Genomic DNA, 19774 nt, shown 5'->3' on the forward strand with positions numbered 1-19774 from the left:
GTCTTGGCCAGTGCAATTCACTAGGCAAACGGGCGGTTCTTCGGTATTCCCAGTATATTGTCAACGGGTATCAAAAAAACCGAAAAAATGTCCTATCTCGACAACATCCGAACCTTTGTCAGGGTTTACGATCTGGGCAGCATGTCTGCGGCCGGGCGGGATCTTAGGATTTCGCCAGCGGTGACATCGGCGCGAATATCGCAGCTTGAGGACCATCTGGGTGTACGTCTGTTCCAGCGCACCACACGCAACCTGTCCCCGACAGAGCAGGGAAAGGCATTCTATCCCGGTGCGGTGGCGGTTCTGGATGCGGTGGACGAGGCCGAGGCTCAGGTCACGCATCTGACCGAGGCACCGCGCGGATCGTTGTTCGTGGCGTCTCCACTGGGGGTGGGGCGACGTTTGCTTGCTCCGCATGTGCCCGAGTTTCTTGCGGAATACCCCGAGATTGATGTCCGCTTGCGCCTGACGGATCGCTCGGTTGACCTGACCACGGAAGGTCTGGATCTGGCGTTTTTCATTGGCCAGCCCGAGGACAGCACGTTGCGTATTCGCAAGATTGCCGACTGCCAGCGTGCGCTATGTGCTGCGCCGGATTATGTGGCGCGGCGCGGTATGCCTAAGACCGGGGCTGACCTGATTGCCGACAAGCATGAATGCCTGAATCTGCGCTTTCCGGGGGCGACCGAGTTTCAGTGGATGCTGATAACGCCCGATGGTCCGAAACGTTTTGCCGTGTCCGGGCGGTTTGAATGTGATGATGGGGATGTTTTGACGGATTGGGCGTTGTCCGGTCAAGGCATTGCAATGAAGCCGGTTTTCGAGGTGGCCGAGCATCTGAAATCCGGCCGCCTCGTACCGGTTGCGACGGAAACTCCGCCTGTTTCAGTTCAGATGGCCTGCCTATACACGCATCGGCGCCATCAGGATCCAAAGGCACGCCTGTTCATGGATTTCATGATTGAACGGATCAGTAAGGTGGTCCGTGTTACAGAATACCCTGTCGCGGGGCCTAAACCATAGGCTCCGACCCGACGCTGAGTACGAAGGTAAGTCCGGTCACGGCGCGGCCATCAGGCGGGCCACGTCCAGCATGCGGGCCGAAAAGCCCCATTCGTTGTCGTACCAGCCGAAAACGCGCACCTGATTTTCACCGACCATGCGGGTTTCCGGCCCGGCGATGACCAGCGATTCCGGGCGCGCCCGCAAATCGGACGAGACCAGCGGCATATCTGTCCAACCCAAAACCGGTGACTCGACAACAGCCTGACGCAAAGCATGATTAAAATCCTCGGCCCTCATGCCGCGTTCCAACGTGACCACGAGGTCGACCGCCGAAACGCTGGCTGTCGGGACGCGAACTGCGGCGCCCGAGATGCGCCCGGCCAGATGTGGAAGGACCACGTCGATCAGGTGTGTGGCGCTGGACGTTGTCGGAACCATGGACAGCGCACCGGCCCGCGACCGGGCAAGGTCGCCGCGCGGGGCGTCAACCATGGGCTGGCTGTTGGTATAGCAATGGATAGTTGTCATATGGCCTGACAAAACACCGCCAATGTGGTCCAGCACTTTGACCAGTGGTGCCAGCCCATTTGTTGTGCAGGAGGCGTTCGATACGATCCGGGCGCTGCCCAACTGATCTTCGTTCGCCCCCAAAACGACGGTTAAGTCGGCCGCAGGTGAAGGGCCCGAGATCAGGACCTTGCTGGCGCCCGCAGATAACCCGCGACGCGCCACGTCGGATGTGCGCGCGACCCCAGTACAATCCAGCATTACGTCTACGCCAGACAAGTCAACGCGTGTCAGATCGGCACTGTGGGTCATAGGAACAGAGCGTCCATCCACGATCAGCGTAGCATCGCCCTGTGACACATCGCCGGGATAGGGGCCGAAGGTGCTGTCGTATTTGAACAGGTAAGCACAGGTCTCCAGCGGCGCGATGTCATTGATCAGCACCAGCTCGATATCCGACCCTTCGGGCAGGGCCAGAACCTGCCGCAGGATCGTGCGGCCAATGCGGCCGAATCCGTTTATCGCGAGTTTCATGCGCAAGCTATGGCAGGGCGTCGGGTCGATCTCAATGCCTGATCAGCAACAGCTTACTTGCACCTGACCTGAGAAAAGAACTGACCCGATATATTCTGGTACATGCTGTTGAAGATCACCTTGCATCCCGTCGCTTGTTGAATGGCAGCAATTGCTTGCGTCGTGCGAAGGCGTGGGGGCGGGCCGAACGGGTTCAGGTTGTTGTTGTCGCGTGTGGCGCGATAAATGACCGGTTCGTCTGCGACCTGTGTCACAGCCCAGTTGCGGCTCATGACGAAGACGGATTTGGTCTCTTCCCCCGCAATGGCGGGTGCGGTGTGCAGGATTGCAGAGGTAGAGAGTGTGGCAACGGCTATCAGGGCAAGGCGCAGTTTCATGGACAAATCTCCAATGCTCAAAACAAGAAGTTACCTGGATTTCAGCAAATTCCGACCCTTGTGTGAAGCCCCGGGGCAAAAGATCACTGCGATTCCCAGCCAGCCCAGCGTTTAGCGGCGCGACAGGGACAGGGGCATATGCCGGTTGACGTCCTTGTAAAGCAGATACCTGAACCGGCCCGGCCCCCCTGCGTAACAGGCTTGCGGGCAAAAGGCGCGCAGCCACATGTAATCTCCGGCCTCAACTTCGACCCAGTCCTGATTGAGGCGATAAACCGCTTTCCCTTCCAGAACATAAAGCCCGTGTTCCATCACATGGGTTTCGGCGAAGGGAATGACCCCGCCTGGTTCGAAATTGACGATGTTCACATGCATGTCATGGCGCAGGTCCTGCGGGTCTGCGAACCGCGTGGTGGACCATCGGCCTTCGGTGCCCGGCATTTCGACAGGCGTCACATCGCGTTCGTTGGTGATGATCGGGTCTGGCGCGGACAACCCGGGAACGGACTCATAGGCTTTGCGGACCCAGTGGAACCGGGCTGCCGTCTGGCCAGTGTTCCGCAATGTCCAGTCGCTGCCGGCGGGGATATAGGCGTATCCGCCTGTCTCCAACACATGGTTTTCCGAGTTCAGCGTCAAAGTGACTGTTCCTTCGACGACAAAAAGCACTGCCTGTGCTTGCGCGTCTGTCTCTGGCTGATCGCTGCCGCCGCCGGGCTGCACTTCCATGATGTATTGCGAGAACGTTTCGGCAAATCCGCTGAGCGGGCGTGAAAGAACCCACAGGCGTGTTCCTTCCCAGAACGGCAGATAGCTGGTGACAATGTCGCGCATCGTACCTTTGGGAATGACCGCATACGCGTCTGTGAACATGGCGCGGTCGGTCAGCAACTGGTTCTGGCCGGGGTGGCCGCCGGTCGGGGCGAAGTAGGTCGGATGGGTCATTTGTGTGCCTCGGGATCGTTTGAATGGCACTATGGGCACAAAGGCGCGGCGCTATTAGGTCCTGACGCGCGATAGGTTTGTTCGGGATATTTTGAAGGTCGGTACCCCGGGGGCTTGGCCCTGCTGAAACAGAGGTATATCCTTGGTCACAAATGATTTCAGTTCTGTGAGGCCGCTATGAAAGCCCAGTTTTTACCCGTCATTGCCGCGTGTGGCGCCCTATTGATGACCGGTTCCGCCGACGCCAAGTCACTCTCCCGAATCATAGCTGAGATGGGGCTGTCCCCGGCAGACTTTGAAGTGGTCAGCGCAACCTCGAATGCGCTTTTGAACAATGGCACGCCCTCTGTAGGGCAGGAACGGTCCTGGCAAAACGACGAAACCGGCTCGAAAGGAACGGTCCGGGTGCAAAACGTTCAGGGCAACTGCGTCGGCCTTCAGCATGTCATCCAGCCTGAAGGCAGCGATCAAAGCCGCGAGATCAGGACTCGCCGGTGCAATGACGGTAACGGAAACTGGATCCTGACGCCCTGATCTCTGACTTGGTATCAGTACCCCAGGTCGCGACTGACTTCGTGCAACAGGGGATCGCCGGACCTGAGCCTATGGTAGTTCTCAGCCACATCCGACAGTGCGTCCCCCAGATACCAGCCCGAGACATGCGGTGTGATCGTCACAGAAGGGTGCCGCCACAAGGGGCTGTCTTTTGGCAGCGGTTCCTGTGACGTGACGTCCAACACGGCATGGCCCGGTGAGCCGTTATCCAGCGCCGCGATCAGCGCCGCCTCGTCAATCAGGTTTCCGCGTCCGGCGTTCAGCAACTGACTGCCCGGCTTCATCGCGGCCAGCGTCTGTGCGTCAAACAAACCCGCGGTTTGCGGCGTCGAAGGAAGGATGGCACAGACGTGATCACATTGCCCCAATAGCCGAGGCAGCGCGTCTTGCCCATGCAGGCAGGTGACACCATCGATGGACTTTGGTGAGCGGCTCCAGCCCATGACCTGAAACCCGACGGCACGTAACATGCGGGCAGTGCGGGCCCCTATATGGCCCAGACCCAGAACGCCCACAATCGTATCAGGTGTGAAGATAGGCGCGCGCGGCAACCATTCAGCGCGGCTCTGGGATGCCTCGTGATAGACCATGTGGCGCTGAGCGCGCAGAATATAGGCCAGAAACCATTCGGCAATGCCCTGCGCAGGCGCGTCTGGCTTCAAACGTGCCACTCGGATATGCGGAGGCAGGTCCGGATGGCCAACTATGGTCTCAACCCCGGCCCCCAGCTTCTGAACCAGTTTCAGGTTGGGCAACTTCTCCGGGTGATTGCTTTGCATGCTGACCACTGCAAGCATCGTAATGTCGTTGGGGTCGCCCAGCGTTCCGGGTGTGCGGATGTCTGCACCGGGCGCCAGGGCCTGCAATGTGGCGGCGATTTCCTCATCCCCAATCCAGTCCGACAACCCGGTTTCAATCAACAACGCCATATGCGACCCCACTTGGATGTGATGTGGTGACGTCCCGTCACAGCGGTGGACAGGATCAGGTCTGTTAAGCCATCCTCGTGCCTAAAAGTACAGCCCGGTTTCAAAACCCGAAAAGGACAGTTTCGTGAAGATACCACTCACCTCGCGCAAGGGAAACCACGTTACTTCGCAACCGGTTACCGGTATGAGTGAGCCGAGGAACACAACGCAGCGAATGACCAGAGGGGACTGATGGCAGGGCTCGACTTCACCGATCAGACCTATTTTCATCAGCGCGAGGATGGGGCGTTTGTCGGACATGATCCTGCACGCGGTCCATGGTCTGCCGATCATTGCCACGCAGGGCCGGTAAGCGGGTTGATAGTGCGGGCGGCGGAAACCGAGATTGGCCCCGAAAAGATGCTGACCCGCCTGACAGTTGACCTGTTGCGCCCTCTGCCCTTGGCCGGGTTGCGGGTTGCCGCAGAAACCACGCGCCATACCAAGACGCTGGCGACCACACGGGTTACGGTGCACGACCTGGATGACACACTCTGCGCCACGGCCACCACCATGCATCTGGCGCGACGCGATCTGGGCGCGGTGGCAAACGTCGAAATCAGTGCGCCACAGTTGGAAGACGCAGTAGAAGGTCCTTTTCCAATCGGCGAGATTCGTCATGATTTGAAGGGGTTTGCCCACTACAGTGACATCCTTTATCCCAAAGACGGCAAACAGGGGGCCGGACCCAAAACGGTCTGGATGCGCACCCCAAAGCTGTTGAGCGGCGAAGATCAGTCGCCCATTCAGGCACTGTGCCCGTTGGCGGATTGCGGCAATGGTATCTCGTGGAATGCTCCGACGTCGGAGATGGGGTTCATGAACACCGATCTGACCGTGAATATCCACCGCGAACCGGTTTCAGATTGGCTGGCGTCCAGTTCGGTTTCACATTGGCAACCTACGGGCATCGGCATGTCTCAGTCGGTGCTTTTTGATACGCAGGGTCCTGTAGGAACCGCCCTGCAAACACTGGTGCTGTTCCCGCCAGTCTGAAGGTCGGCCAGTTTCCGCATGCGTGTGTAAAGGCCGTTGTCACCGTGTCCCGTCAGACCTATCTTGCGCATATGCGCTGGCTCTTCACCTTCATGACCTGTTGCCTGCCGATCCCGGCACTATCCCACCCGCATGTCTTTATCGACACCGGGCTGGAATTCATCGTGGATGAGGCCGGTCACCTGACCCATATCCGGGTGACGTGGGCATATGACGAATTCTACTCTCTGCTTGTTCTGGAAGACATGAATCTGGATCAGGATGCTGACGGCATTCTGACGGAAAACGAAGAAAAACGTCTGAGAGGGTTCGATATGCAATGGGTCGAGGGGTACAACGGCGACCTCGTGCTCACCAAAGACGGCGCACTGGTGGCTCTGTCCAGTCCAATGGAGCCCAGTGCGACAACGGAAGACGGGCGGATTGTAACCACCCATTTGCGAGCGGTCGAAGGCGACGCAATACTTGCCACAGGGCTTTCCGCCAAGGCATTTGATGAGTCCTTCTATACGGCCTATGAGATAACGCGCCCTGTAACTGTGACAGGCCCAGCTTTATGCCAGATGGATCGTAACGAACCCGACATAGACGGGCAGCTTGCACAGATGCAGGCGTTTCTGTTGACACTGGACGCGGATTACGACCTCGAGGAAAACGATATTCCCTTGGTTGGTGAGAACTTTGCGACTGAGATACTTGTTTCATGTCCCGTTTCCTGATTGTTCCGGTCGCTCTGGCCTTTGGTTTGCTGCTTTGGTTCTGGGGCAGCGGTGGGTTTGACAGTCTGGCAGGTTGGGCTGCCGGAGAGCAGCGGGACTTTCAGAACCAGATCGCGCGGTCCCTGCGTGCCGCGCGCGCGGAACAGCCTCAGGCGGTGGCCACGCTTCTGACCGTCTGTTTCGCCTACGGGTTCTTTCATGCTGTGGGTCCGGGCCACGGGAAGGTTTTGATAGGGGGCTACGGTTTGGGTCGGCGTGTCGCCTTCTGGCGGTTGTCGGCGATCAGTGTATTGTCCAGCCTTGGTCAGGCGGTGACGGCGGTTGTGCTGGTCTACGCGGGGGTGCTGGTCTTTCAGATGTCCCGCGAAAGCCTAGTTGGGACGACCGAACAGGTGATGGCTCCGATCAGCTACGGAGCCATTGCGTTGATTGGGCTTTGGCTGGTTGTACGGGCTGTGCGCAATTTCGCACGACAGCAGAAAAAGCATGTCTCTAACGATCACACCCATCAGCACCATCATGATGAGGGAGCCTGTGCGGAGTGCGGTCATCGTCATGGTCCAACCGCGGACGAGGTCGCAAATGTGGGCACGTTGCGCGAAGCCCTGATCCTGATCGCAGGCATAGCAGCTCGGCCTTGTACCGGTGCCTTGTTTGTACTGATTCTGACGTGGCAAATGGGCATCGCCATGGTGGGGATCGCGGGTGCTTTTGCCATGGCGCTTGGCACGGCGACTGTGACTACGCTGGTCGGGTGGACGTCTTTTGGTCTGCGCGGCGGGCTGCTGGCTTCGGCTTCGGCCACGCGCTTTGCGTCGGTTCTGGCACCCTCCATCGAACTGGTGGCGGGGCTTGTCATTGCGGTGATTGCAGGCGGGTTGCTTCTGCGCGCGGTTTAGATCAGTCGAACACCGGTTCCGGGTATCCGACCCGCGCCAGATACAGCCCGTGCGGCGGACACACCGGCCCGCAGGCAGCGCGGTCGGCGGCTTTCAAAGCCTCACGCACATCTTCCGGGGTCCACGCTCCGGCGCCCACACGTTCCAGCGTTCCGACGAAACTGCGCACCTGATTGTGCAAAAACGACCGGGCGCGCACGTGGAAATGAACCTCGGGGGCGGAAAAGCCCTCGACCCATTCAACGCGCAGTTCATCAAGGGTTTTGACCGGGCTGGCCGCCTGACAGATCGACGACCGGAACGTAGTGAAATCATGACGACCCAGCAGCATGTTTGCGCCTTCCTGCATGGCGTCGACATTCAGCTGGTGGCTAATCTGCCAGACCTGTCCCCGGTCGTGGGTTGCGGGCGCTCGGCGCATCAGGATGCGGAACAGATATTGCCGTTCAACCGCTGAAAACCGCGCGTGCCAATCCTCGGTCACGGGGGCGGCCTTTACGATGGCCACTGGGAGAGGCTTGAGGTGATAGTTCAGCGCCTCAGACAGGCGGAACGGGTCCCATTCCTTTGCCAAGTCGCAATGGGCAACCTGTCCCAGGGCGTGAACGCCGGCGTCCGTGCGCCCCGCTGCAGCAATCGTATGCGTACCCGGTTGAATGCGGGACAGGGCCTGTTCGATGGCACCTTGCACCGACGGCTGATCCTTTTGCCGCTGCCATCCGGCAAAGGGTTCCCCCTGGTATTCGATTTTCAACGCGTATCTGGGCATGTGCCGCTGGTACAGCGCGGCGCAGGATCGGGCAAGGGGGCGAAAGCGCTGGTATGTGTCGCAACCGCTACCTATCTTGGGCAAAAGGAAAATTGCGGGGCGGCGGATTGGTCATCTCTTCACTGGCAGACAGTCTTGCACGTGGCGTCGAAAGTATCAGCGACAGCGTGTCCGAGACATTTTTCGAGCCGGTCATCCGTTTGGGTGTCACCGGGCTGGCACGATCCGGCAAAACAGTATTCATCACTTCGTTGGTTACCAATCTGCTGGATCGGGGCCGTATGACCGGGCTGGTTGCGCAGCAGGAGGGGCGAATCAATGCCGCCTTTCTGCAACCCCAACCGGATGACACTGTGCCCCGGTTTGATTATGAATCGCACCTGTCCGCCCTGACGGGACCGACACCGCACTGGCCAGACAGCACGCGCGCGGTATCTGAATTGCGCTTGTCCTTCAAAGCCCGTCCCGCCGGGCTGCTTGCCGGGCTGCAGGGGCCGCGCACGATCCATCTGGATATCGTCGATTATCCCGGTGAATGGCTGCTGGATCTGGCCTTGCTGGACAAATCTTACGCAGACTGGTCTCAGGAAACACTGGCACGGATTAAGACCCGCGCAGAGGCTGCCGCATATCTGGCGCTGGTCCAAGATACAGACCCGTCGGCAGGGCACGATGAACCTGCCGCACAAGCTTTGGCCGCGTCGTTCACCGCCTACCTCAACGCAGCGCGCGATGCCGGGTTTTACGACTGTACCCCCGGACGTTTCCTGTTGCCGGGTGATCTGGCGGGATCTCCGGTTCTGACCTTTGCACCGTTGGCAATCACTGGCCCGTCGCGGCGCAGGACCCTTCAGCGCGAGATGGAACGGCGGTTCGAAGCTTATAAATCTCAGGTCGTCAAACCATTCTTTCGGGATCACTTCTCGCGGATTGACCGGCAGGTGGTTCTGGTTGACGCGCTGGGCGCAATTCACAAGGGTCCTCAGGCCGTTGAAGATATGCGCCGCGCGATGGCGGATATCCTGTCGGCTTTTCGTCCGGGCCGGAACGCATGGCTGAGCCAGCTTTTGCTGGGTAAAAAGGTCGAACGCATCCTGTTTGCTGCGACAAAAGCGGACCACCTGCACCACACTCAGCATCCCCGCCTGACCGCGATTATCGAAGCTTTGACGCGCGAGGCACGCGATCGTGCGAATTTCGCCGGGGCCCGGACTGCGGCCCTGTCTCTGGCCTCGCTGCGTGCAACGACCGAAGAGATACGCAGCCATGACGGAACCGATCTGCCATGCGTGCGTGGCACTTTGTTGGACAGCGGCAAACAGGCTGCTTTTTATCCCGGAGAATTGCCCGAGGATCCGGCGCATCTGTTGGGTCCGGCGCGAAATGGGGCGGAGAGCTGGTTGAACGAAGATTATGGGTTCATGGCCTTTGCGCCTGCAAAACTAACCCTGAAACCTGGTGACGGCCCCCCGCATATTCGACTGGATCGTGCAGCGCAGTTTCTGATCGGAGACAGATTGTGATCACGACACTGCGCCCCGCACGCACCACAGATGCCGGTACAATCGGTACGATCCTGCACGATTTCGCTTTGGAAAACGACTGGATGCCCAAATTGCACAGCTGTGCTGAAACCATCGCCTTTTGCGGCCGGATGATTGATCAGGACTGGGTCACTGTGGCCGAGGCTGAGACAGGCGTGGTCGGGTTTCTGGCGCTGAATGGGGGTGAAATCCATTCACTTTATCTGGATGCACAAGCTCGGGGGCAGGGGATCGGCCAGCAATTGCTGGATCACGCGAAATCAAGCCAGCGGCGGCTGGGCTTGTACGCGTTTCAGGATAATTCCCGTGCCTGTCGGTTCTATGAGCGAAACGGCTTTGCCGAGGTGGCGCGCAGCGATGGGGCAGAAAACGATGAAAACCTGCCGGACATAAGGTTTGTCTGGCACAGCAGGGATACGACAAATGGCTAAAGGTCCGGTTTTGATCGATCTTGACGATGATGAACCCGCTGCTGATGTCGCGCAGGCAAAACCGGTGCCGGATACTGTGCCACCTCAGGGGCAGGCGATGCAAAGCGCGGCCCGGCTGGCGGCCAGCAAACCCTCATTCCTTGCGCGCTGGTTCTGGGGGCTTGCGCTTTCGGTGGTCGGGGCCGCCATATCGGTGGCCGCCTGGGATTTTGCAACCTCTCTGGTGACGCGGATGCCCGTTCTGGGTTGGATCGTTGCCGGATTGTTGGCTGCATTGGTTCTGGTGGTGGTGATCATCGCGCTACGCGAGCTCGCGGCTTTGGGGCGGTTGTCCCGTGTTGATGGGATGCGCCGTGCAGCGGATATTGCATTGGCTGATGAAGACCTGGCTCAGGCGCGTGCGGTCACACATCGCATCATTGCATTCTACAAAGGGCGCGAGGATACCCGCTGGGGTCGCGAGCGGTTGTCCGAGCGTATGGGGGAACAGTTCGATGCCGAGGCGCTTTTAAACCTTGCCGAGGATGAATTGTTGGCCCCGCTCGACGCCGCTGCCAGCCGTGAGGTTGAGGCCGCAGCACGGCAGGTTGCCACCGTGACCGCTTTGGTCCCTCTGGCACTGGCGGATGTTGTAACGGCTCTGGCCGCGTCCCTACGGATGATCCGCCGCGTCGCGGAAATCTACGGGGGGCGGGCTGGCACGCTGGGAAGCTGGCGTCTGACCCGTGCCGTCTTTGTGCATCTGGTCGCAACTGGGGCGGTGGCCGTTGGTGACGATCTGCTGGAACCTGTTCTGGGCGGGTCCGTTCTCAGCAAATTGTCCCGACGGTTCGGAGAAGGTCTGGTCAACGGTGCGCTCAGCGCCCGAGTGGGCGTGGCCGCGATGGAGGTCTGCCGCCCGCTGCCATTCTCAAAACGCCACAAACCTTCCACGCGAGGCATCATTAAACGCGCCTTGCAGGGTCTGTTCTCCAAGGGTTGATCCAGAGCAAAGCGTCAGACCACACCCTTCTGCACTCTGCCAGTGAGCAATAGGAGCAAACCATGACGGATCACGGTCACAGTCCGCAGGAAATTGCCGACCGGATCAACGCTCCGCCCGGGCGCGGTGTGTTACGCGACGTTGTGTATGGCGGCATTGATGGTTCCGTCACCACGTTTGCCATTGTCGCCGGTGTCGCGGGGGCGGGTCTCTCCCCGTTTGTTATCGTGGCACTTGGTTTGGCAAACGTTCTGGCGGACGGGTTTTCAATGGCTGCCGGGAATTACTCGGGCACCAAGGCCGAACTGGACAACATACGGCGCATTCGGGCGATCGAGGAACGCCACATCGCACTCTACCCCGACGGCGAGCGCGAGGAGGTCCGTGAAATTCTGTCGCAAAAAGGGTTGTCAGGGGAAATTCTGAACGAAGCCACCGCCGCGATCACGTCGAGCCACGAACATTGGGTCAACCTGATGATCGAGGGTGAATATGGGCTGGGCAGTGTCGACCCACATCCGATGAAAGCCGCGTTGGCCACGTTTTTCGCGTTCCTTGTGGCCGGGATGATCCCGCTGTTGCCGTTTTTGGCGTCGGTGGAGAACGCTTTTGAGATGTCGGTCTGGATGACGATGGGGGTCTTCTTTGCGATTGGTGCGTTCAAAAGCCGGTGGTCGTTGGCGCCCTGGTGGCGGTCAGGTATCGAAACGCTGTTGATCGGTGGTCTGGCGGCACTGATCGCGTATCTCGTCGGGTCTCTGTTCCATCCATAAATGTCGCAGCACGGTGGTCGCGACTGGTCAAAACTTCCCGGATAGGTAGAGTGGCGAAAAACAGGTGCAAAGGCCGATGGCAGATCACGAGCTTTCTGGAAAGAACGTATTGGTTCTGGGTGCTTATGGGTTCATCGGCACCGCCGTCACACGGGCATTGTCGGCCGCAGGTGCCACGGTTCAGGGCTTGGGGCGCAATCTTGCCCAAGGGGCAAAGGTCCTGCCGGGGGTTATGCTGAAACAGGGCGATATGCGCGATCTGTTGCACAAGGACGATTGGCAGGACCTGCTGGCCGACGTCGATGTCGTGGTGAATTGCGCAGGGGCTTTGCAGGATAACGCGCAGGACAACCTTGAAGCGGTGCACCATATGGCGGTCGCAGCCCTTGCAGGGGCCTGCGCGGCAGGTGGCATAAGCGTTGTTCAGATTTCGGCCATCGGGGCAGAGCCGGACGCCAGCACGCATTTCCTGCGCAGCAAGGCACGCGGAGATGCCGCTTTGCGCGCATCGGGCGTAACACTTTGGATCCTAAAGCCGGGGCTTGTTATCGGGCAAACGGATTATGGGGGAACGGCGTTGCTTCGAATGCTGGCGTCTGTTCCTTTTGTTCAACCGCTGGCTTACCCCGATACACCTGTTCAATGCATGGGGATGCCCGATCTGTGTGACGTGGTGATTGCTGCCGTTGCCGGTTGCCTACCGCAGGGTAATTACGATCTGGTCGAGGATACCCCGCATAGTTTGTCGGACGTGGTGCGCTGCACGCGACAGTGGCTTGGGTTTCCTGCCGCGCGCTTCCATCTGGTCCTGCCGCCTGTCCTGACAAAAGCCGTTGCGGCCATTGCGGACTGTTTGGCCTTGTTGGGTTGGCGGTCTCCGCTGCGCAGCACGGCGATGACGGTCATGGCGGATGGCGTGATCGGCGATCCCGGCCCTTATCGTGCAGCGGCCGGGCGCGGGATTGCCGCCTTGCCTGAGGTCTACGCCATGCTGCCTTGCGCGCGCGAGCATCGGTTGACTGCGCGGATGACGCTGTTGATGCCACTGATCGTTGCAACACTCAGCCTGTTCTGGTTGCTGTCGGGCCTGTTTGGTCTGGCGGGTTTGTCCGCGGCTTCGGGTATGCTGGTCGAAGCCGGGTGGTCATCCGCCTTGGCGGTGACCAGCGTTGTGTTCTGGTCCCTGATCGACATAGCACTTGGTCTGGCCATCCTGTGGCGCCGATGGGCGGCGCGGGCCTGTGTGGCGCAGTTGACAGTGGCCATATTCTACCTGATTGCCGCTTCGGTCACGATGCCGGAATTGTGGTTAGATCCGCTGGGGCCGCTGGTGAAAATCCTGCCCGCGATGATCCTGTCGCTTGTGGCGTTGCCCTTGTTTGAGAGCCGATGATGGACCCTGAACTGATCTTGCGATGGCTGCACGTCATAGGTGCATGTGTGCTGCTGGGAACCGGGGCAGGGATCGCCTTTTTCATGCTGATGGCGCACCGGACAAACGACCCGCACGTCATCGCCCATACGGCGGGTATCGTGGTACTGGGTGACCTTCTGTTCACCACGACCGCCGTCATCCTGCAACCGGTGACCGGAGCGCTGCTTGCCTGGCAGATCGGATGGCATTTGGGTGAAGGATGGATCGTGTTGTCTCTGGTGCTTTATGTTTTGACAGGCTTGTTCTGGTTGCCGGTGGTTTGGGTTCAAATCCGGTTGCGGGACCACGCGCGAACGGCGGCAGAGCGGGGAATGCAACTGCCACCGGAGTATTACCGCTTGTTTCGGTTCTGGTTTGCTTGCGGGGTTCCGGCATTTCTGGCGGTTTTGACCATCCTTTGGCTGATGATCGCTCGTCCGGCGATTTCTGTACTTTAGACTTTGTCACGGCTTTCCTGACTGTTGCTGACCGACAGCACAAGATAGCTTGGCCGAAATTATGGATCGGAGAGACTCGGTTGGAAACGCTGCTTGTTCTTATTGGCCTGGTTGTTCTGGCCATCCCGGTGACATTGATTGCACTTCTGGTCGGACATTCCCGATTGCGTCGCCGGGTCGAACAACTGGAAGGGCAGATCAATGCGTTGGTGTCGGGTGATGCACCGGCGTCGCTGCAACCGGAACAGGATGCACCTGCACCGCAACCTGTGGCAGAGGAACAGGTTCACAGCCCGGGGCCGTGGGCCGCGCCAAAGCGACAGGAAGACGAAAGCGCCGAAGATGTAGACACCGACGCCGCTACTCCTGCAATTGTATTTCGCCATGACAGGTTTGCTGCGCTGGGCGCGTGGCTGCGTGAGAACTGGTTTTATGCGGTCTCAGCACTGTCGCTGGCATTGGCCGGTATTTTCCTCGTGCAATATGGCGTTGAGAACGGATTGTTACCTCCGGCGGCCCGCGTTTTTGCCGCGCTTGGCTTCGGCTCGGTTTTGATTATCGGGGGTGAGGTTCTGCGCCGCAGGTTCGGGGATGACGAAGCGGTGGCCACTGCCTATTTGCCATCGGTCTTTTCCGGGGCCGGCCTTGTTACCTTGTTCGGCGCCATCCTGTCTGCGCGGCAGCTTTATGGCCTGATCGGGGCCGAGACGGCTTTGGCAGGAATGGTTGTCATCGCGCTTGTTGGGCTTGTTCTGGGGTGGTTCCACGGCCCGCTGCTGGCTGCGGTTGGACTGATCGGAGCTTTTGCAGCACCCTTTCTGGTTGGAGGCGCATCTGACGATCCATCGTGGCTCTATGCCTATTTTCTCTTGGTTGCCGTTTTGGGGCTGGGTATCGACACGGTGCGGCGCTGGGCGTGGATTTCGGTTCTGACGTTGGTCGGGGTATATGCGGCAAACCTGCTTTTGGTCAGTGGCGCTCCGAATACGGAACCGGGATATCTGGTCGCGACAACAGTGCTCGCACTTCTGGCGACGGCCATTCCGGTGCGGCGCGTTTGGCCCGATCATGCAGGGTGCATGATGTCTCAGGTGATCCGCACCCCCGGAACCCGCCCGTGGCCCGAGTTTCCAACTCGGCTCGCCGCCGGAGCGATTGCGGCCAGCACAGCAATCCTGTCCTGGCATTGGGCAGACTCAGCGGCTGAATTCTGGTTGGGTGTCTGCCTGCTGTCCGCCCTGCTTCTGGCGCTGCTATTGTGGGCCAAGGATGCGCCTGCGTTACAGGATCTGACCGTCCTGCCTGCGGCGGGCCTTGTGTTTTTTGTGGCCTCTCACGGGCTGGAATACGGAGTAGTTCTTCGCAGTTTCACCGACACCTATGCCGAGACGCCCGAGGCCGACTTTCCGATGGCAGCCACCGCGCTGGTTGCTTTGGGCGCGCTCATGTCGGTTTTGATGGCATGGCGGTCATTCAGGGCAAACCAGTATCGTGCAATCTGGGCCGGGGGCGCTGTAATTCTTGCACCGGCGCTGGCCATCGCTTTGGAATTGGGCTGGCGTCCTGCCACGGTTATCGGTGCGTACGCCTGGGCCCTGCACGCGATTGTCCTGGCAATTCTGATGGTGGTTCTGGCCGGGCGTTTTGGTCGCGCCGATGGCGACGACCGGATGCGGGCTGCTCTGGCCACGTTGTCCGCGTTGTCTTGTCTGGTCTTTGCTTGCGTCATCGTGCTCAGCTCGGCCGCGCTGACGATTGCGCTGGTGGCCAGTGTCGTCGCAGCAGCAGCCTTGGATCGCAGGTTCACCTTGCCGCAGATGAGTTGGTTTATCTGGGCCGGTGTCTTTACCGTCACCGTACGCTTGGTACTTGATCCGGGTCTGGACTGGGCTAACGTGGCCCCGCTTCCCGAAATGGCGATGGTCTATGGCGCGGCCACGTTGGGTTTCGTGGCTGGCTGGTGGCTGTTGCGTCCCTTGCGGCGGCCGGTTGCAGCACTGTTGCTGGAAAGCGCGGCATGGGCGACGGGCGGCATTCTGCTGTCCCTGTTGCTACTGCGGTGGCTTGAAGGTTTCGGTGAAGGCGGGGCCGACAACAGCCATTGGGGTCTGGGCCTGCTGGCGGTCATCTGGCTGCTGCTGGCCTTCGCTCAGGTTCAGAGGTTTGGGCTGGGTGGCAAGCTGAATTATGCACGGTACGTGTTGGCGGCGTTCTTTGCCGGTCATGGCGTGTTCCGTCTGACCCTGGCGTTGACCGACCAAAACCCGCTTCTGAACCCCAACGCCGACCCGGTGCTTGGCCCACCGGTTCTGAACACCCTTGTCCTTGCCTATCTGGTGCCTGCACTGACCATTGGATTCTCGGTCTGGCGGATCAAGGACATGCCAAGGCAGATCAGGCTGGCAAGCTACGCCATTGCGGGTGCGTTGATTGCTGTGTGGTTTGGCCTGACTATCCGCCATGTCTGGCAGGGAGCAGCAGGCATGTTTGAAGGCAACGGCGTCACGCAGCCCGAGCTTTATACATATACCCTTGTTCTGCTGCTGGTTGGGGCGGTGCTGTTCTACCAATCTCTGGCACGCGGTTCGGATGTGATGCGCAAGGCGGGGCTGGTGGTGATCGGGCTGGCGGTGGCCAAGGTCTTTCTGATCGATATTGCCGGTCTGGGCGGGCTGATCCGCGTGTTCTCACTGCTGGCGCTGGGGCTTGGGCTGGCCGGTCTGGCATGGTTGAATCGCTGGGCCAAGCTGCGCCATTCGCCGCATGGGCCGGAACCTCTGGACCATTGAAGGCAGGCGTCTTATAAGCGCGGCCATGTATGACCGGACGGCCATCATTATTCGAATTATATCCCCGGCGCTCTGACCCTCTGAGACGCCGGGCAAAGGTGTTTGAGAATTCGCACCGACCGCTTCGATCCTAGTACGACCAGATCATCCAAAGGACGCTCAAAATGTGCGCCGACACGACCCAAACGCCTGACTATAAAGACACGCTGAACCTGCCCAAAACCGATTTTCCCATGCGCGCGGGCCTGCCTGCACGCGAACCCGCATGGCTGGAGCGGTGGGAGACCATCGGTGTCTATGACCGCCTGCGCGAGAAAACGGGGCGCAAACCCTTTACTCTGCACGACGGCCCCCCCTATGCGAACGGCCACCTGCATATCGGCCACGCACTGAACAAGACGATCAAGGACATGATCGTGCGCTCTCATCAGATGATGGGCTTTGACGCGCGTTACGTGCCCGGTTGGGACTGCCACGGCCTGCCGATCGAATGGAAGATCGAAGAACAGTACCGCAAGAAGGGCAAGAACAAGGACGAGGTGAACATCGTCGACTTCCGTCAGGAATGCCGCAAGTTCGCCGAAGGCTGGATCGACATCCAGCGGGAAGAGTTCAAGCGCCTGGGCATCACCGGCAACTGGCCTGATCCCTACATCACCATGGACTTTCATGCCGAGGCCGTGATCGCCGACGAGTTCATGAAATTCTTGATGAACGGCACGCTGTATCAGGGCTCGAAACCCGTGATGTGGTCGCCCATCGAAAAAACCGCGCTGGCCGAGGCCGAGGTCGAGTATCACGACAAGGAAAGCTTTACCATCTGGGTGAAGTTCAAGGTCATGAACGCGGGTGATCTGGATGATGCGTTCGTCGTAATCTGGACCACCACTCCCTGGACCATGCCGTCGAACAAGGCGGTCGTGTATGGCAACGACATCTCCTACGGCCTGTACGAAGTCACCGGCGCGCCTGAGGAATGCTGGGCTAATGTGGGTGACAGATTCCTGCTGGCTGACAATATGGCCGCAGATGTGTTGGGTCGTGCCCGTCTGAACGACGATCAGTGGACCCGTGTACGCGGTGTCGCCACCGATGAACTTGAAGGTGTTCAACTGACCCACCCGCTGGCCGGGGCCGAGGGCGGCAATGGCGAATGGGACGACCTCCGCGACTTCCGCGCGGCTGACTTCGTGACCGATACCGAAGGCACCGGTTTCGTCCACTGTGCGCCGTCACATGGTATGGAGGAATTCGAACTCTACCGCGATTTAGGCATGTTGGAGCAGGTCATCACCTATAACGTGATGGATGATGGTTCGTTCCGCACCGATCTGCCGTTCTTTGGTGGCAAATACATCCTGTCCCGCAAGGGTGGTGAGGGTGACGCGAACAAAGCTGTCATCGACAAGCTGGCCGAGGTTGGCGGGCTGCTGGCGCGCGGCAAGATCAAGCACAGCTATCCGCATTCGTGGCGCTCCAAGGCTCCGATCATCTACCGCAACACGCCGCAGTGGTTTGCATCCGTTGACCGCAACCTGGATGACGGCATGGGTGAGATGGGCGACAGCATCCGCGAACGTGCCCTGCGCTCGATCGACGAACTGGTCAAATGGACGCCGCAGACGGGGCGCAACCGCCTCTATTCGATGATCGAAGCGCGTCCGGACTGGGTTCTGTCGCGCCAACGCGCCTGGGGCGTGCCGCTGACCTGTTTCACCAAGAAAGGTGCCTTGCCCACCGACGCGGATTACCTGCTGCGCAACGCAGACCTGAACGCGCGCATCAAGGCGGCGTTTGAGAAAGATGGCGCGGATATCTGGTACACCGACGGGTTCAAAGAGAAAATCCTCGACGGCATCGCCAACCCCGATGACTACGATCAGGTGTTTGACGTGCTGGATGTGTGGTTCGATTCTGGTTCCACTCACGCCTTTGTTTTGCGCGACCGCGAAGATGGGACCGAGGACGGCATCGCCGACGTCTACATGGAAGGCACCGACCAGCACCGTGGTTGGTTCCATTCGTCCATGCTGCAGGCTTGCGGTACCAAGGGCCGTGCGCCATATCGGAATGTCGTCACCCACGGCTTCACGCTGGATGCCAAGGGCAACAAGATGTCCAAATCGCTGGGTAACACCATCGTACCGGAAGAGGTCGTCAAGCAGTACGGCGCCGATATCCTGCGCCTTTGGGTGGCTCAGACCGACTACACGGCCGACCAGCGGATCGGGCCGGAGATCCTGAAAGGCACCGCCGACAGCTATCGCCGTCTGCGCAACACCATGCGGTTTATGCTGGGCTCGCTGGCGGATTTCACCGAGGCCGATCGCGTTGCACCCGAAGATATGCCGCGTCTGGAGCGCTGGGTGCTCAGCCGGCTGGCCGATCTGGATGAGCAGGTTCGCAAGGGCTATGCGTCCTTCGATTTCCAGGGCGTATTCAGCGCGGTCTTCACCTTTGCCACGGTTGACCTGTCGTCCTTCTACTTCGACGTCCGCAAGGATGCTCTTTATTGTGACGGCGACACGCCGCGCCGTCGTGCTGCGCGAACGGTGTTGGATATCCTGTTCCATCGCCTGACCACGTGGCTGGCGCCGGTTCTGGTTTTCACCATGGAAGAGGTCTGGCTGGAGCGTTTTCCGGGCGACGATAGCTCGGTCCACTTGGTCGACTTCCCGGAAACGCCTGCGGATTGGCGTTTCGCCGAACTGGAAGAGGCCGTTGCCAAAGTGCGCCGTGTACGCCGTGCAGTGACAGCTGCGCTTGAGATCCAGCGGCAGGACAAGGTGATCGGCTCCAGCCTTGAAGCGGCACCGATTGTGCATGTTGAGGACAGTGAAACCCTTGATCTGCTGGCGACCTTTGACGTGGACGATCTGTGCATCACGTCAGGCCTGACCGTGACCGGCGACCCGGCCCCGGCCGAAGCATTCCGCGTACCCGAAATCGAAGGCATTGCCGTCGTGTTCGAGAAGGCCGAAGGCGAGAAATGTCAGCGCTGTTGGAAAATCCTTCCGGACGTGGGCCGCCACGCCCATGTCGGAGTTTGCCGACGCTGCGATGAGGCGCTAAGCTGATTGAAACCGCCCTCTCGATCCTTCGAGGGGGC

Annotated in this window: 18 protein-coding genes; 13 read left to right on the plus strand and 5 right to left on the minus strand. The window is 59.7% G+C overall.

From position 1 onward, the window contains the following. The first annotated feature begins 87 nt into the window (after nucleotides 1-87). Nucleotides 88-1023, plus strand: a complete 936-nt coding sequence (locus ACR0J7_RS12760; protein WP_267366562.1) for a LysR family transcriptional regulator — start codon at nucleotides 88-90, stop codon at nucleotides 1021-1023. A 36-nt stretch (nucleotides 1024-1059) separates the two neighbouring features. Here ACR0J7_RS12760 and ACR0J7_RS12765 read toward each other — a convergent pair whose 3' ends face one another. The 3 genes from ACR0J7_RS12765 to ACR0J7_RS12775 form a co-directional block, all read right to left on the minus strand. Continuing rightward, on the minus strand, nucleotides 1060-2046 hold the full coding sequence (locus tag ACR0J7_RS12765; RefSeq protein WP_480914486.1) for a type I glyceraldehyde-3-phosphate dehydrogenase: 987 nt from the start codon (nucleotides 2044-2046) through the stop codon (nucleotides 1060-1062). 53 nt (nucleotides 2047-2099) lie between these two features. Further along, on the minus strand, nucleotides 2100-2423 hold the full coding sequence (locus ACR0J7_RS12770) for a hypothetical protein (RefSeq protein ID WP_267366558.1): 324 nt from the start codon (nucleotides 2421-2423) through the stop codon (nucleotides 2100-2102). Nucleotides 2424-2534: 111 nt separating this feature from the next. Beyond that, on the minus strand, nucleotides 2535-3368 hold the full coding sequence (locus ACR0J7_RS12775) for a bifunctional allantoicase/(S)-ureidoglycine aminohydrolase (protein ID WP_267366556.1): 834 nt from the start codon (nucleotides 3366-3368) through the stop codon (nucleotides 2535-2537). Between the two features lie 225 nt (nucleotides 3369-3593). Between ACR0J7_RS12775 and ACR0J7_RS12780 the strand changes: the two genes are divergently transcribed. Beyond that, nucleotides 3594-3902 carry a hypothetical protein gene (locus ACR0J7_RS12780; protein ID WP_480914488.1) on the plus strand — a complete coding sequence of 103 codons (309 nt, stop codon included), beginning with the start codon at nucleotides 3594-3596 and terminating at the stop codon, nucleotides 3900-3902. 14 nt (nucleotides 3903-3916) lie between these two features. Here ACR0J7_RS12780 and ACR0J7_RS12785 read toward each other — a convergent pair whose 3' ends face one another. Further along, on the minus strand, nucleotides 3917-4852 hold the full coding sequence (locus tag ACR0J7_RS12785) for a 2-hydroxyacid dehydrogenase (RefSeq protein WP_480914490.1): 936 nt from the start codon (nucleotides 4850-4852) through the stop codon (nucleotides 3917-3919). 231 nt (nucleotides 4853-5083) lie between these two features. On the opposite strand from ACR0J7_RS12785, the gene ACR0J7_RS12790 reads away from it, so the two are divergent. From ACR0J7_RS12790 to ACR0J7_RS12800, 3 genes are read left to right on the plus strand one after another with little or no spacing between them, the layout of a single operon-like run. Beyond that, nucleotides 5084-5887, plus strand: a complete 804-nt coding sequence (locus tag ACR0J7_RS12790; protein ID WP_480914492.1) for a thioesterase family protein — start codon at nucleotides 5084-5086, stop codon at nucleotides 5885-5887. 44 nt (nucleotides 5888-5931) lie between these two features. After that, on the plus strand, nucleotides 5932-6606 hold the full coding sequence (locus ACR0J7_RS12795; protein ID WP_480914494.1) for a DUF1007 family protein: 675 nt from the start codon (nucleotides 5932-5934) through the stop codon (nucleotides 6604-6606). Next, nucleotides 6591-7505: a nickel/cobalt transporter gene (locus ACR0J7_RS12800; protein ID WP_480559732.1), complete on the plus strand. Its 915-nt coding sequence runs from the start codon at nucleotides 6591-6593 to the stop codon at nucleotides 7503-7505. The genes ACR0J7_RS12795 and ACR0J7_RS12800 overlap by 16 nt, the downstream gene beginning before the upstream one ends. Nucleotide 7506: 1 nt before the next feature. On the opposite strand, the gene truA is transcribed toward ACR0J7_RS12800, so the two are convergent. Further along, nucleotides 7507-8274, minus strand: coding sequence for a tRNA pseudouridine(38-40) synthase TruA (gene truA / locus ACR0J7_RS12805; RefSeq protein WP_480914496.1), 768 nt, complete (start codon nucleotides 8272-8274; stop codon nucleotides 7507-7509). Nucleotides 8275-8381: 107 nt separating this feature from the next. Here truA and ACR0J7_RS12810 point away from each other — a divergent pair, with 107 nt between their 5' ends. From ACR0J7_RS12810 to ileS, 8 genes are all read left to right on the plus strand, one after another. Beyond that, entirely contained in the window at nucleotides 8382-9797 is a 1416-nt protein-coding gene (locus tag ACR0J7_RS12810; protein ID WP_480914498.1) for a YcjX family GTP-binding protein, read from the plus strand. Further along, entirely contained in the window at nucleotides 9794-10249 is a 456-nt protein-coding gene (locus tag ACR0J7_RS12815; RefSeq protein WP_480832751.1) for an N-acetyltransferase family protein, read from the plus strand. The genes ACR0J7_RS12810 and ACR0J7_RS12815 overlap by 4 nt, the downstream gene beginning before the upstream one ends. Continuing rightward, complete coding sequence (locus ACR0J7_RS12820) at nucleotides 10242-11231, plus strand: YcjF family protein (protein WP_480914500.1); 990 nt, start codon at nucleotides 10242-10244, stop codon at nucleotides 11229-11231. The genes ACR0J7_RS12815 and ACR0J7_RS12820 overlap by 8 nt, the downstream gene beginning before the upstream one ends. Nucleotides 11232-11293: 62 nt before the next feature. Next, a complete protein-coding gene (locus tag ACR0J7_RS12825; RefSeq protein WP_267367744.1) occupies nucleotides 11294-12004 on the plus strand; it encodes a VIT1/CCC1 transporter family protein in 711 nt (236 codons plus the stop codon). A 76-nt stretch (nucleotides 12005-12080) separates the two neighbouring features. Further along, nucleotides 12081-13397, plus strand: coding sequence for an SDR family oxidoreductase (locus ACR0J7_RS12830; protein ID WP_480900118.1), 1317 nt, complete (start codon nucleotides 12081-12083; stop codon nucleotides 13395-13397). Then, nucleotides 13397-13876 carry a DUF2269 family protein gene (locus ACR0J7_RS12835; protein WP_480900203.1) on the plus strand — a complete coding sequence of 160 codons (480 nt, stop codon included), beginning with the start codon at nucleotides 13397-13399 and terminating at the stop codon, nucleotides 13874-13876. The genes ACR0J7_RS12830 and ACR0J7_RS12835 overlap by 1 nt, the downstream gene beginning before the upstream one ends. Before the next feature lie 80 nt (nucleotides 13877-13956). Next, nucleotides 13957-16665: a DUF2339 domain-containing protein gene (locus tag ACR0J7_RS12840; RefSeq protein ID WP_480914502.1), complete on the plus strand. Its 2709-nt coding sequence runs from the start codon at nucleotides 13957-13959 to the stop codon at nucleotides 16663-16665. Between the two features lie 164 nt (nucleotides 16666-16829). Further along, on the plus strand, nucleotides 16830-19742 hold the full coding sequence (gene ileS, locus ACR0J7_RS12845) for an isoleucine--tRNA ligase (RefSeq protein ID WP_480914504.1): 2913 nt from the start codon (nucleotides 16830-16832) through the stop codon (nucleotides 19740-19742). Nucleotides 19743-19774: the final 32 nt, after the last annotated feature.

The sequence above is a fragment of the Ruegeria sp. O4 genome (genome assembly GCF_056535125.1).

What these genes read in the sequence shown, in the direction of transcription:
- ACR0J7_RS12760 (WP_267366562.1), top strand. Translation starts at nt 88, where the DNA reads ATGTCCTATCTCGACAACATCCGAACCTTTGTCAGGGTTTACGATCTG.
- ACR0J7_RS12765 (WP_480914486.1), bottom strand. Translation starts at nt 2,046, where the DNA reads ATGAAACTCGCGATAAACGGATTCGGCCGCATTGGCCGCACGATCCTG.
- ACR0J7_RS12770 (WP_267366558.1), bottom strand. Translation starts at nt 2,423, where the DNA reads ATGAAACTGCGCCTTGCCCTGATAGCCGTTGCCACACTCTCTACCTCT.
- ACR0J7_RS12775 (WP_267366556.1), bottom strand. Translation starts at nt 3,368, where the DNA reads ATGACCCATCCGACCTACTTCGCCCCGACCGGCGGCCACCCCGGCCAG.
- ACR0J7_RS12780 (WP_480914488.1), top strand. Translation starts at nt 3,594, where the DNA reads ATGACCGGTTCCGCCGACGCCAAGTCACTCTCCCGAATCATAGCTGAG.
- ACR0J7_RS12785 (WP_480914490.1), bottom strand. Translation starts at nt 4,852, where the DNA reads ATGGCGTTGTTGATTGAAACCGGGTTGTCGGACTGGATTGGGGATGAG.
- ACR0J7_RS12790 (WP_480914492.1), top strand. Translation starts at nt 5,084, where the DNA reads ATGGCAGGGCTCGACTTCACCGATCAGACCTATTTTCATCAGCGCGAG.
- ACR0J7_RS12800 (WP_480559732.1), top strand. Translation starts at nt 6,591, where the DNA reads ATGTCCCGTTTCCTGATTGTTCCGGTCGCTCTGGCCTTTGGTTTGCTG.
- truA (WP_480914496.1), bottom strand. Translation starts at nt 8,274, where the DNA reads ATGCCCAGATACGCGTTGAAAATCGAATACCAGGGGGAACCCTTTGCC.
- ACR0J7_RS12820 (WP_480914500.1), top strand. Translation starts at nt 10,242, where the DNA reads ATGGCTAAAGGTCCGGTTTTGATCGATCTTGACGATGATGAACCCGCT.
- ACR0J7_RS12825 (WP_267367744.1), top strand. Translation starts at nt 11,294, where the DNA reads ATGACGGATCACGGTCACAGTCCGCAGGAAATTGCCGACCGGATCAAC.
- ACR0J7_RS12830 (WP_480900118.1), top strand. Translation starts at nt 12,081, where the DNA reads ATGGCAGATCACGAGCTTTCTGGAAAGAACGTATTGGTTCTGGGTGCT.
- ACR0J7_RS12835 (WP_480900203.1), top strand. Translation starts at nt 13,397, where the DNA reads ATGGACCCTGAACTGATCTTGCGATGGCTGCACGTCATAGGTGCATGT.
- ileS (WP_480914504.1), top strand. Translation starts at nt 16,830, where the DNA reads ATGTGCGCCGACACGACCCAAACGCCTGACTATAAAGACACGCTGAAC.